The sequence below is a fragment of the Actinotignum schaalii FB123-CNA-2 genome (assembly GCF_000411135.1).
GTDB lineage: Bacteria > Actinomycetota > Actinomycetes > Actinomycetales > Actinomycetaceae > Actinotignum > Actinotignum schaalii_A.
This window is the reverse complement of the sequence record NZ_KE150262.1, coordinates 182,885-195,349: the sequence shown is the minus strand read 5'-3', so window position 1 is coordinate 195,349 and position 12,465 is coordinate 182,885. Positions and strand designations below refer to the sequence as shown.

Here is a 12,465-nt window from a genome sequence, read left to right as displayed (position 1 = left end):
AATCCTCGATCTCTGGTCTCTAGGCGATGGACTCGAGGCCCTGGCGAATATCGGCAATCAGATCGCGCGGATCTTCGATACCGATGGACAGGCGCACGGTGGCCGGGCTAATACCGTTGGCCGCCAGCTCTTCCTCGGTCAGCTGCGAATGCGTGGTTGATGCCGGGTGAACCACCAGCGACTTCGCATCCCCGATATTCGCGAGATTGGAGAAGAGCTGGAGGGATTCCACGAAAGCCGCGGCCTTCTCAAAACCGCCCGCAACTTCCACCGTGAACACCGAACCGGGGCCCTGCGGGGCGTACTTGGTGGCCAGCTCGTGATAGGGATTATCGGGCAGCCCGGCCCAGTTCACCGAGTCAATACCGGGGTGTTCGGCCAGGAACTCCGCCACCGCGCGGGTATTGGAAAGGTGGCGTTCGACGCGCAGGGAAAGGGTCTCCAGGCCCAGCCCGATGAGGAAGGCGTTGAAGGGAGAAATCGCGGCGCCGGTATCACGGAGCAGGGTGGCGCGGATACGGGTAGTGAACGGCGCACCGGGCAGATCGCCCCAGACGATGCCGTGGTAGGACTCGTCTACCTCGTGGAAACCGGGGAACTTCCCGTTCTTCCAGTTGAAGCCCGCGCGCTCCACCACCGAACCGGCAATCGAGGTGCCGTGCCCGCCCAGGAACTTGGTGGCCGAATCCACCACAACATCCGCCCCGAAATCGAAGGGATTGACATTGGCCGGAGTGCCGATCGTGTTATCGACGATCAGCGGAATATCGTGGGAATGGGCGAGCTTGGCCAGCGTCTCAATATCGAGAATATCCTGCTTGGGGTTCGGGATGGTCTCTCCGTAGAGGGCCTTGGTGTTCTCATCAATCAGAGCTTCCCAATTGGCCGGATCCGAAGGATTCTCCACGAAACGGGCCTCGATACCGAAGTTCTTGAGTACGTGCTTGAACTGGTTGTAGGTGCCGCCGTAGAGCGAATCGGAGGAAACAATATTATCGCCGGCCTGTGCCACATTCGTGACCGCGTAGAAAATAGCAGCCGAACCGGAGGCGAGCAGCAGCCCGCCCGTGCCGCCGTAAAGCGCGGAAATACGTTCTTCGATAGCGCCCTGGGTGGGGTTGGTGATGCGGGTGTAGATCATGCCCGGATCGGTGAGTGCGAAACGTCCGCGGGCCTGCTCATTATCCTTGAATACGTAGGACGTGGTCTGGAAAATCGGCAGTGCCCGGGCGCCGTGATCGGAATCGAGGACCTGGCCGGCATGCACCTGGAGGGTGTCGAAGTGCAAAGTGTTCTGGGAGTTCTGGCTTTCTGACATGGTGCTCTCCTTCAAAAATGTGATGGGGAGCGGGCGGCAGATAACGCCCCGGCATAAACCTAGGAAAATATTTTTCTCAGGTGCAGCAATATCCATGATCCATTCTGGATAAAACCAGAACTGTAAAAGATGAGGAATGGAATGCTGCGATGCGGCGAATGCGCTCTGACCAGCCCGCTTATTTTTCTACTTGGTGTTCTTTTCCAAAATCAGCAGGGCTGATAGCGCACGTTAGGGCGGCCGGGCCGCGGAACGTGCGCTAGTTGGGCATTCGCATGACGAACATGATGCAAGCATAGGCAGCTGAGGGCTGTGTTCGTCAAGTTCACGACGTGAATCACATTCTCGATTGGGCGCGCGGTGGCGGAGCTGCGCCGTCGTGCTGTCAATCTTTCGGGATGTTTACGCGTCCGTAGATACGCGTGCAACCCCGCTTTTCTCACACCCTCTCAACCCTGTGACAATTGTGGCTCCTGATAAATAAAGGTAAGCGGTGTGACGGAAAAGAACAGAATTACACCTGTGAAATTATGGGGTAGATGTTTCGTTTTGGACTGGTGTGAGGTATGTTCTTAGTGTTTATATCGAATTGTGGGCTGAGTCTGCGCGCAGCTGTGGTGGGCGCGGGAAAGCCTGCCCTCTGGAGGTCGTGTGGAGAATCGTTCTCGGCGCCTAACGGCTGTACTAGCCGCCTGCGCCCTCGCTCTCTCAGTGCTACCCGGTGCCCGTGCGGATAACGTTGATCGCGATATTGATCGCTCGCGGGCCGCGGAAAAGCAAACAGCTCAAAGTATCGGGCAGATCGAAGCCTCGCTGGCCGGGCTTGCCTCCCAGGCCGAAGCCGCGCGGACCGATGTGGTCATCAAGGCCGCCGAAGCCCAGCGCGCCCAGCGCAACCTGGAAGATTCGGTCAATACCGCGATGGATGCCCAGGTGGTGGCCAATAGCGCCCGCGCGGAAGCCGATGCCGCCCGCGGGGAGCTCGGCTCGATTTCTTCAGCGATGTACCGGGATTCCTCCACCACGCTCACGGCAGCGAACGCGCTGCTCGGGGCGCAATCCCTGCGCGATGCCGATGACCGCCAGCGGGCCTTCCGCACCGCCGGCCACGCCACGGACCAAAAGCTGCAGCGCTACCAGGCCGCCCGCGATATTGCCGACACCCTCCAGGGCGAAGCGGATCGCAAAGCCAATGAGCAAGCCACGATTGCCGCGCGCGCGGAAGGCGCCGCGCAGGACGCTAGCTCGGCCGCCTCCCAATTGGATAGCCAACTGGCTTCCATCGAAGCGCAACGCGACCAACTTTTCGAAACCCTTGCCCGGCAAAAGGGTACGACGGCGGCGCTTGAACGCGCCCAGCAAGAACAGAAAGAAGCCGCGGCGCGTGCCCAGGCCGAAGCCGAACGCCAGCGTATCGCGGCCGAAGCGGCAGCCCAGGAACAGGCCGCCCGCGAGGCAGCAGCTCGGGAAGCCGCAGCTCGCCAGGCAGCCGCAGAAGAAGCGGCACGGCGCCAGGCGGAATCGCAGCCTGCGCCCGCCCCTGCTCCCGCGCCAGAACCTGATCCGGAACCTGCTCCCGCACCGGCGCCAGCCCCGGATCCTGAACCGGAACCCGAACCCGAACCGGCCCCGGCACCTTCGGGTGACGGTTGGGCGATTGTGAACTTCGCGCGGCAATTCGTAGGGGTGCCCTATGTGTGGGGTGGCAATACCCCCTCGGGCTGGGATTGCTCCGGTTTCACCCGCTATGTGTACGGGCACTTCGGCTACTCCCTGCCGCGTACCTCCGGGGCGCAGCGCTCGGCCGGCTACGAGATTTCCCCCTCGCAAGCCCAACCCGGTGACCTGCTGTGGTGGCCCGGGCACGTGGGCATCTACACCGGCAACGGCATGCATATCGCCGCGACCAACCCCGAAGGTGGTACCCGCGAAGGTCCGATTTGGGGGAGCCCCACCTACGTGCGGATTATCGACTAGATGCGCTCGGGTGGCGCGGCGTGCTGCTGGGCGCGCCGCGCGCGAGCGTAAAGAAAAGCGGGAGCTGTGCCTCGGTGCATAGCTCCCGCTTTATATGCTTGTACGTAGGTAGCGGCCGTTGTGGCGGCCTCTCCGCTACCCGCCTAGTGCTGGCTGGGCGGCTGCGCCTCGTGCGCGGTGTAGTAGCCTTCGTCAATGGCCCGCTGGAAAGAGGCCCGAATTTCCTCTTCCGCGGCTTCCCGGCCTACCCAGTGGGCGCCTTCCACCGACTTGCCCGGCTCCAGATCCTTATACACCTCAAAGAAGTGCTGGATTTCCAGGCGGTGGAATTCAGAAACATCCTCAATTTCGGTACGCCAGGAGGCCCGCTGATCCGAGGCCGGCACGCATAGCACCTTATCGTCGCCGCCCTTTTCATCACGCATGCGGAACATACCCAGCGCACGGCAGCGAATCACGCAACCCGGGAACGTGGGCTCTTCCAAAAGCACCAGGGCGTCCAGCGGATCGCCGTCCTCACCGAGGGTGTCATCAATAAATCCGTAATCATCGGGGTACCGGGTGGATGTGAAAAGCATGCGATCCAGGCGAATGCGCCCGGTTTCATGATCTACTTCGTACTTATTTCGATTTCCCTTGGGGATTTCGATGGTGACATCGAATTCCATCATGTGAAGCTCTCCTCGCTGACGGCTGGCACATAAGAACACCTAAGAATACGAGCTGCGTTCCGTGCAAGAATAGGCCCGTGAAAGGAAAAGCTCAGATCGCTTTGTCCCTGGTGCTCCTTCTTGCGGGCGGGTACGCATTCGCTGATGCCTTTGATCTTACCCCCGGATTGCTCACCCTGGGACCTAGGGCCGATGCCGCCGCGCCGTATCCGCAGCCCACTCCCGTGCCGGCCGTGACTATCCCGGCCGCCCCCGCACCCGCGGAACTCGAGGATGCCACGGCCGCCAAAGTGGCTGCTCTCGGGCAAGAATTCGCCGCGCGCCTGGCACCCACGGGCCAGGTATCCTACGAAATTCGCGAGGCTGCCACCGGGCGGGTCCTCGCCAGCAAAGACGCGAAAGTCCCGCGGATACCGGCCTCCAATATGAAACTGGTGACCGCCCGGGTCGCTCTGGAAACCCTCGGCCCGGATCGCCGCTTCGCTACCAGCGTGGCCGCTTCCGGCACCACCATTCACCTCATCGGCGGGGGCGATGTGTTCCTGGCTCCCGATACCGCCGCCACCCAGGTCCCGGGCACCATTGCCCGCGGCGATCTCTCGGAATTGGCCGCGGCGGCCGCCACCTACGCGCGCGAGCATCCGGGTGGCTCGGTAAGCGTCGTCGTTGATACGTCTCTTTTCGCGGGGCCGGAGTACGCGCCCACCCTCGATCCGGTCAACCACGATTACGTGGCACCCATAACGCCGCTCGCGCTGAACGGTGGGGCGGTGGGCTACCACTACAGTGCCACGCCCGCCCTCGATGCCGGGAACGCCCTCGCGGAGCAGTTGCGCGGGGCCGGAGTGGAAGTGGCGGAGGTACGCCTTGGGCAAGCGCCCAAGGAAGCGGCGGCCGACCCGCTCGCTACGGTGCATTCGGCGAGCGTGCGCGAGCTGGTGGACCGTATGCTCACCGAATCGGATAACACCCTGGCGGAAACCCTCGGGCACCTGGTGGCGCGCGAGCGCGGGGAAAGTGCGGATTTTGCGGGTGCGGCGCGCGCTACCCGCGCGGTTCTGGAGGAGCTGGGCTACCCGCTGGAGGGCGTGGTGATTTCCGATAATTCCGGCCTGAGCGAAACGAATCGCCTCATCTGCGCCCTCCAGCTCGCGATCCTGGAGGACGCTGTGAATCTGAGCGATGGCACGGTGGGGGCGCTGGGGGCCGGTTTGCCGGTGGCTGCGCTCAACGGCACCCTCGCCGACCGCCTCACCGAGGGTGCCGCGCCCGGAATGATCCGCGGGAAAACGGGGACGCTCGCGGATGTGGTCTCGCTCAGCGGGGTGCTGCGCACGCGTTCGGGGGCGCTGCTGACCTTCTCCATCCTCACCGATTCCCACCACGACGTTTCCCTCCTGGACGTGCGGGCCGCCGAGGATGCTTTCCTCACCGCGATGGCGGAGCTCTAATGGCCGGACCCCACCCTGCTTACGCGGCCGGGCGGCGCCGTTTGCGCGCGCTGCTGGCGAGCTGCGGATACCGACCGGGCACCCGCTTAACGGTGGCGGTGTCCGGCGGCTCCGATTCCCTCGCGCTGGCCCGTATCGCGCTTTTCGTGGCGCGCCGGGACGGCTACGTGCTGCGCGCGGTCACCGTCAATCACGGGATTCGCCCGGAGGCGGGGCGCGAAGCCGCGCAGGTTGCGGCTCGCCTCCGTTCCTGGGGGTACGACGACGCCGCGGCGGTCAGCGTGGACCTGGGCGGTGGATCGAGCCCGGAAGGGCAGGCACGGGCGGCCCGGTACGCGGCGCTGGCCGAGGCGGCCGGCGCGGGAAGCCCGGTGCTGCTGGGCCACACCGCGGATGACCAAGCCGAAACCGTGCTCCTGGGCCTGGGCCGAGGATCGGGAGCGCGCTCCCTGGCGGGCATGCCGGAGGCGGGGCCGCTGCCGGGCCACCCGGAGCTCACTGCGTTGCGCCCGCTGCTGGGGCTGCGGCGCGCGGCGCTGCGCGCCGCGCTGCAAAATGAGGGGCTGGCCTGGGTGGAGGATCCTTCCAATGAGCCCGATGGCCCGTGGCGGGCGGCGGGCGGTGGGCCGCTCACCCGCGCCGCGCTGCGCGCACGCGCCCTGCCGGCCCTGAGCGAGGTGCTCGGGCCGGGCACGGTGGAGGCCCTGGCCCGCACCGCTCGCCTGCTGCGCCGCGATAATGAGGCTTTGGACACCTGGGCGGCCCGGGAACTGGCCACCTGGGAAGAACGCGGCGCGGTGCAAGAAACGGGGGAGCCAGGTGGCGGCGTCGTCGTACCTCATGCACTGCTGCGTGAGCTTCCCGCGGCCGTGCGCACCCGGATTCTGCGCGCCCTGGCCCTGCGGGCCGGAGCACGTGCCGGGGAGCTGACGGCCGGGCATATTGAGGCTCTCGATGCCTTGGTGACCGGGCCGGGCGGCGTGCGCCACTGCGACCTGCCCGGGGCGCGAGCGCTTCGGCGCGATAATATTGTCGTCTTCGCGCGTTAGGCTTAGAAGCACAGCGGAACTGCTCAAGGAGATGGTGATGGACCACACCGATATGGGTGATAAGTTGGAAAAAATCCTCGTCACAAATGAGGAAATCCAAGCGAAGCTTGAGGATATGGCGCGTCAGATTGACGCTGATTACGATGGCGACCTGCTCGTGGTGGGCGTGCTCAAGGGTGCCGTTATGGTGATGGCGGATCTGGTGCGGAAAATCCACTCTCCGCTGAATATGGATTGGATGGCGGTGTCCTCCTACGGAATGGGTACCAAATCCTCCGGCGTGGTGCGGATTTTGAAGGATCTGGATGCTGATGTGACCGGTCGGCACGTCCTCATCGTGGAAGATATTATCGATTCCGGCCTTACCCTCGCGTGGCTGAAGAAGAATCTGCTGGATCGCGGGGCGCAATCGGTGCGGATCGCGGCCATCCTGCGAAAACCCGAGGCGGCTAAAGTTGACGTTCAGGTTGACTACCTAGGCTTTGATATTCCCGATGAGTTCGTGGTGGGGTACGGACTCGACTATGCCGAACAATTCCGGCATCTGCCTTTTGTGGGCACCCTGGCCCCGCACGTTTACGGAGGATAAGTGGACGAACAGCAAGAACCTCGCGGTACTGAATCGTGCGGCACTGCGCCGGTTGGTAGCGAAGCTCGTGGTGGTGATGCCCGCGGTAGGGATGCTCACGGTAGCGAAGTGAGCCGCACCGAACCCAGCGCGTATGAGCGCAAGCGCCGGGCCCGCCGCGCCCACCCGCCGCAGCCAGAAGGCCAGGGCGGTTCTACCGGCACGGGCAGTAACAGCACGGGCAATAGCGGCGGCGCTGGGAAGAATAAGAAATCCCGCGGCTCCGGCTCCGGCCATAAGCTCAGTGAAGAAGAACGCACCAGCCGGCGGCGCTGGCGCGTTATCTCCGGCATAGTCATCGCGGCGCTTCTTGCTTTTATCGGAACTAATCAGTACATGGCCATGCAGTGGTCGAATATCTCCACTTCGGAAGGTATCGCGCTGCTGGAAGGCACCACCGTGCAGCGCGTGCAGATCACAGACGGCACCAACCGGGTACGCCTGTGGCTGACCGAGCCAACAAAAACCATGGACGGCGACGGCGATAAGCACGACGCCGGGAAGAAGGTCACTTTCCAATACGCTGACCCGCAGGGCCAGCACATCACTACCCTGGTGGAACGGGCCAATCCGGAGCGCGGGCATAACTCGATTGTTCCCTCCCAGAACGTGTTTGTTTCGATGCTCTTCACGTTCTTGCCCATGATCCTCATCTTCGCTGTGTTCATCTGGTTCATGCGCAGCCAGATGGGGCGCGGCTTCGGGGCAAAGGATGCCAATGCTGATGGGGAAGTCTCCGAAGTGCGCTTCTCCGACGTAGCCGGGGAAGATGAAGCCGTGGAAGAAGTGAAGGAAGTGGTGGACTTCCTCAAGAACCCGGACCGCTACCAGGCCCTCGGGGCGCGTATCCCGCGCGGGGTACTCCTCTACGGCCCGCCCGGAACGGGTAAAACCCTGCTGGCCAAGGCCATTGCCGGGGAAGCGCAGGTGCCTTTCTTCTCCATCGCCGCCTCGGAATTCGTGGAGCTTTACGTGGGTATGGGTGCCTCGCGGGTGCGCGAACTCTTCAAAACCGCGAAGAAAAAAGCCCCGGCCATTATTTTCGTGGACGAAATCGACGCGGTGGGCCGCGGGCGCGGCAGCGGAGCCCTCAGCCACGGCGAACAGGAACAAACCCTCAACCAGCTCCTCGTGGAAATGGACGGCTTCTCCACCGACGAAGCGGTGGTTCTTATTGCCGCCACCAACCGCCCGGACGTGCTGGACCCGGCGCTGCTGCGCCCCGGCCGTTTTGACCGCCAGGTCGCGGTGGATGCCCCCGATATTCGCGGGCGTGAAGCCATTTTGCGGGTGCATGCGCGCGGCAAGCCGCTCGCGGACGACGTCGACCTGGCCGGGGTTGCCAAGCGCACCCCCGGGTTCACGGGCGCGGACCTTGCCAATATCCTCAACGAAGCCGCGCTCCTGGCGGCGCGGCGCCACGCCCACGTTATTACCAACGCGGATGTGGATGAGGCCTCGGATCGCGTGATGGCCGGCCCGCAGCGTTCCAGCCGGGTTATGAGCCCGGAGGATCGCCGGATGACGGCCTACCACGAAGGCGGGCACGCGCTCGCGGCGGCGGCTTTGCGCTATACCGACCCGGTCACGAAGGTAACTATTTTGCCGCGCGGGCGGGCCTTGGGCTACACGATGGTCATGCCCACCGAGGACCGCTATTCGGTTACCCGCAACCAGCTCCTCGACCAGCTCACCTATGCGCTGGGCGGGCGCGCCGCGGAAGAAATCATTTTCCGGGATCCCTCCACCGGTGCCTCCAATGACATTCAGAAGGCCACCGAAACCGCGCGGAAGATCGTGACTGAATACGGGATGACCACCGCGGTGGGTGCCGTGCGGGTAGCTCCCACGGCCCAGGAAGAAGCGAGCTTCGGGGCGGCTTCGCGCACCTCTGACGCGCTATCCGCCACCGTGGATGAGAACGTGCGGGCCCTCCTTGACCAGGCCCTCACCGAAGCGTGGACGATTATCACAGAAAACCGGGATATTCTCGACCACCTTGCCGAGGTGCTCCTCGATAAGGAAACCGTGCTGGAAAACGAACTCGCGGAGATCTTCAAGGACGTTGTCAAAGCGCCCGAGCGAGAGGTGTGGCTTTCCGCTCCGGACCGCCCGGTCTCGCAGCGCCCGCCTATCCCGCTCCCGGAAGGGAAAACCGAGGCGGAAGCGGCAGCGGATTCACGCCTACCCGCCCCGGAACTCCCCGATGCTGCCACCGGGCCGCTCGGCCCGCGCGGTCGGCACGGCGCGGAACATGGGGATGCCTAAATCCCAGCGGGAAGTTAGCGTGGAAATACGGGGCGTGAGCGTGGAAAGGACGAACGTATGAGCGCAGCGGAATCAGCGGGAAATGGCCCGGTAGATAGCCAGAGCGCGGAAACGCAGCGCCACGCCGCGCGGCAGGCTGATACCGCGCGGGTGGTTGATACCGAGCGGGTAGAGCGGGCGGTGCGGGAACTCCTCAGCGCTATCGGTGAGGACCCGGACCGCCCCGGCTTGGTGGACACCCCCGCGCGGGTGGCCCGCGCCTGCACGGAGATTTTCGCCGGGGTAGGCAAGGATCCCGATGCGGTGCTCGACGCCCAATTCGCGGAGGACTTCCACGAAATGGTGGTGGTACGGGATATCACCTTCTATTCCATGTGTGAACACCACCTGCTGCCTTTCTTCGGGGTGGCTCATATTGTCTATATCCCCGGGGAAGAAGGGAAGGTCACCGGCCTGTCCAAGCTCGCCCGGCTGGTAGAAGGCTATGCGCGCCGCCCCCAGGTCCAAGAACGCCTCACCACCCAGATCGCCAATGCGCTGCGCGACCGCCTGGGTGCGGCCGGGGTACTCGTGGTGGTGGAAGCTGAACATATGTGCATGACCATGCGCGGGGTATGTAACTCCGGTTCGCGTACCGTCACCTCGGCGGTGCGCGGGATGTTGCGCAAACCCAGCACCCGCGCCGAAGCCATGAGTCTCATTGAACGGGGAGCCTAAAATGTCACTACCAAGGGCGGAAGTAACCGCATCCGCGAGCGCATGCGCACGTGCATCAGCAAGCGCAGCTACGGGCACGGCCGCGAACACCCCCGCGCCCGCGCCGCTGCGCGATCCGGAACTCCTGGGCGGGTCGCGCACCCGCGTTATGGGTATCCTCAACGTCACCCCCGATTCTTTTTCCGACGGCGGGCGCTGGGACAAAATCGATACCGCTATCGCCCACGGTCATGAACTCATCGCTGCCGGGGCGGACATCATCGATATCGGCGGGGAATCCACCCGCCCGGGTGCCACCCTGCTGAGCGCCGCGGAAGAATGGGAACGCATCGGGCCGGTGGTGCGTGAACTAGCCGCACATATCCCCATCTCGGTCGATACCTACCACGCGCACACCGCGGCGCGGGCCTGCGCCGCCGGTGCACGCATCATCAACGACGTGACCGGCGGGCGCGGGGACAGTGCCATGTGGACAACCGTGGCGGAATCCGGGGCCTACTATGTGCTCCAGCACGGGCGCGGGGACGCGCAAACTATGAATTCCCTGGCCGGCTATCGCGCTATCGGGCGCGAGGTGAGCACGGAAGTGCTTGAGCGCGTGGCGGGAGCAGTGGCCGCCGGAATTGCCCCCACCCGGATCATCATCGACCCGGGCTTCGGCTTCGCAAAAATGGGCGACGACGATTGGCGCCTCGCGGCCCATATTGACGAATTCCTGTGGGCCGGCATGCCGGTCCTCATCGGAGTTTCCCGCAAACGTTTCCTCGCTGAAGTCACCCCGGAAGGCTTGCCGGCCAGCGGGCGGGACGGAGCCACCGCCGCACTGAGCACCTATTTCGCTGAAAAAGGCGTGTGGGCGGTGCGGGTCCACGATGTGGCCTCTTCGCGGATCGCGGTGGATACTGTGGCGAAATTGCGCTCCTGCGGACTGGTATCCACCTCCCAGCCCGGAGTGGCCCGCCCCGAGGTAGCGGGAAGCGAAGCAGCGGGAATCGCGGAGGCCGTGCGCTCATGATGGGAGTACCCCCGCGCGTGCGCGATGCCCTCGCAATGCTCGGATGCTGCCTGGATACCGTGAGCATCACCGGTGTGGAAGTAGCCGCCCGGCACGGTGTGTACCAGTACGAACGCGAAGCGGACCACCCTTTTATTTTCGACGTCGCAGCTCTTGTGGATACCAGCGCGGCCGGACGAACAGATGACCTCGCGGGCACTATCTCCTACGCGGACTTGGCTGAGGACGCTCGCGCGGTAGGGGATAGCGCTCCCGTCAGTTTGCTCGAAACGCTGGGCGAGCGGGTAGCGCAGCGGGTCCTCGCGCGCGGTGCGCTGGCGGCAGAGGTCACCGTGCACAAACCCGAAGCCCCGGTACCGGGGCGCTTCACGGATGCCCGGGTCACCGTGCGCCGCCTGGCTGATATCGCGCGTGGGGGAACCATAAGAGAAATGGTGATCGGGATGGGCGCGAACCTGGGCGAGCGCGAGGAAACCCTGCGCGCCGCTATCAGCCAGATTGCCGCGCTGCCCGTCCATATTAATGCGGTCTCCTCATTCCGTACCACCGCGCCCGTGCTCGCTCCCGGGCAGGCCCCGCAACCGGACTACCTTAATGCGGTCATGCGCCTGACCACCGAGCTAGCGCCCCTCAACGTGCTGGCCGCGCTTCGCGATATTGAGGTGCGGGCCGGGCGCGAGCGCCGGATGCACTGGGGGGCACGCACCCTCGACCTTGATATCGAATGGGTGGAAGGAGTGCGCAGCACCCACCCGCTTCTCACCCTGCCACACCCGCGCGCCCATACCCGAGACTTTGTTATGGAACCCTGGCAGGAAATCGATCCGGACGCTACCGCGAAACTGGCGCGCGCCCGCGAAAGTGAGCACACGAGCGTCGGCGGCGGCGTCGGCCTAGATGCGGGCGGGCACCGTGCGTAATCTGCGGGCCTTCCTGGGATGGGGCGCGGCCGGCGCGCTGGTGGGTGAAGCACTGCGGCGGCTCCTCGCCGCGCATCCGGTAGCCGTGCCCGCCTTCGCCGGGGTGCCGCTGCTCGCTATCGCGGCGGGGCTGCTCTGGTACGGCTGGAGGGTGCGCCGCCTGCGGCGCGGGCGTGCGGAATCGCTGTCGCGGCTGGCGGCCCTGCGAGTGGCGGCAGGAGCTGCGGCCGGGCTGCGCAGCGGGGCGCTCCTGGCCGGCGCGGGTGGCCTGCTCACGATCTGCAGCGCCCTGGGCTCCACCTCTTTTACCCGGGCGAGTGCGCACGTTTGGGCGCTTCTCACCGCCGCAGCGCTGGCACTCGCTGCGGTCGGATGGATTGTGGATACCTGGTGCCACATTGATCAGCGGTAGCCGGGTATCCCGCGCGAATCGTGGGTGCTTGTGGGAACC

11 protein-coding genes are annotated in these 12,465 nt (G+C 64.7%); 9 read left to right on the top strand and 2 right to left on the bottom strand.

The features are described 5' to 3' along the window. Nucleotides 1-19: 19 nt before the first annotated feature. Nucleotides 20-1,318 (bottom strand): O-acetylhomoserine aminocarboxypropyltransferase/cysteine synthase family protein, encoded by a 1,299-nt coding sequence (locus tag HMPREF9237_RS00835; protein WP_016441817.1) that lies wholly within the window; start codon nucleotides 1,316-1,318, stop codon nucleotides 20-22. Nucleotides 1,319-1,969: 651 nt separating this feature from the next. Here HMPREF9237_RS00835 and HMPREF9237_RS00830 point away from each other — a divergent pair. Next, the gene (locus HMPREF9237_RS00830) at nucleotides 1,970-3,295 is read left to right on the top strand and encodes an NlpC/P60 family protein (RefSeq protein ID WP_016441816.1); all 1,326 of its coding nucleotides are present in this window, start codon (nucleotides 1,970-1,972) and stop codon (nucleotides 3,293-3,295) included. 143 nt (nucleotides 3,296-3,438) lie between these two features. Here the strand turns inward: HMPREF9237_RS00830 and HMPREF9237_RS00825 are convergent, their stop codons facing one another. Beyond that, a complete protein-coding gene (locus tag HMPREF9237_RS00825; protein ID WP_026428653.1) occupies nucleotides 3,439-3,963 on the bottom strand; it encodes an inorganic diphosphatase in 525 nt (174 codons plus the stop codon). A gap of 80 nt (nucleotides 3,964-4,043) precedes the next feature. On the opposite strand from HMPREF9237_RS00825, the gene HMPREF9237_RS00820 reads away from it, so the two are divergent. Genes HMPREF9237_RS00820 through HMPREF9237_RS00785 form a run of 8 tightly spaced genes read left to right on the top strand, consistent with a single transcriptional unit; the run spans nucleotide 4,044 to nucleotide 12,426 of the window. Further along, nucleotides 4,044-5,417, top strand: coding sequence for a D-alanyl-D-alanine carboxypeptidase/D-alanyl-D-alanine-endopeptidase (locus HMPREF9237_RS00820; protein WP_016441814.1), 1,374 nt, complete (start codon nucleotides 4,044-4,046; stop codon nucleotides 5,415-5,417). Then, nucleotides 5,417-6,466: a tRNA lysidine(34) synthetase TilS gene (gene tilS / locus HMPREF9237_RS00815; RefSeq protein WP_016441813.1), complete on the top strand. Its 1,050-nt coding sequence runs from the start codon at nucleotides 5,417-5,419 to the stop codon at nucleotides 6,464-6,466. The genes HMPREF9237_RS00820 and tilS overlap by 1 nt, the downstream gene beginning before the upstream one ends. Nucleotides 6,467-6,503: 37 nt before the next feature. Further along, nucleotides 6,504-7,055 carry a hypoxanthine phosphoribosyltransferase gene (gene hpt / locus HMPREF9237_RS00810; RefSeq protein WP_016441812.1) on the top strand — a complete coding sequence of 184 codons (552 nt, stop codon included), beginning with the start codon at nucleotides 6,504-6,506 and terminating at the stop codon, nucleotides 7,053-7,055. Then, nucleotides 7,056-9,362 (top strand): ATP-dependent zinc metalloprotease FtsH, encoded by a 2,307-nt coding sequence (ftsH, locus tag HMPREF9237_RS00805; RefSeq protein WP_016441811.1) that lies wholly within the window; start codon nucleotides 7,056-7,058, stop codon nucleotides 9,360-9,362. 57 nt (nucleotides 9,363-9,419) lie between these two features. Continuing rightward, a complete protein-coding gene (folE, locus tag HMPREF9237_RS00800) occupies nucleotides 9,420-10,079 on the top strand; it encodes a GTP cyclohydrolase I FolE (RefSeq protein ID WP_016441810.1) in 660 nt (219 codons plus the stop codon). Nucleotide 10,080: 1 nt separating this feature from the next. Next, nucleotides 10,081-11,094, top strand: coding sequence for a dihydropteroate synthase (gene folP / locus HMPREF9237_RS00795; RefSeq protein WP_016441809.1), 1,014 nt, complete (start codon nucleotides 10,081-10,083; stop codon nucleotides 11,092-11,094). After that, nucleotides 11,091-12,014 carry a 2-amino-4-hydroxy-6-hydroxymethyldihydropteridine diphosphokinase gene (gene folK / locus HMPREF9237_RS00790; RefSeq protein WP_016441808.1) on the top strand — a complete coding sequence of 308 codons (924 nt, stop codon included), beginning with the start codon at nucleotides 11,091-11,093 and terminating at the stop codon, nucleotides 12,012-12,014. Before folP ends, folK begins: the two co-directional genes overlap by 4 nt. Beyond that, the gene (locus HMPREF9237_RS00785) at nucleotides 12,007-12,426 is read left to right on the top strand and encodes a DUF3180 family protein (protein ID WP_196800215.1); all 420 of its coding nucleotides are present in this window, start codon (nucleotides 12,007-12,009) and stop codon (nucleotides 12,424-12,426) included. The genes folK and HMPREF9237_RS00785 overlap by 8 nt, the downstream gene beginning before the upstream one ends. Nucleotides 12,427-12,465 lie beyond the last annotated feature (39 nt).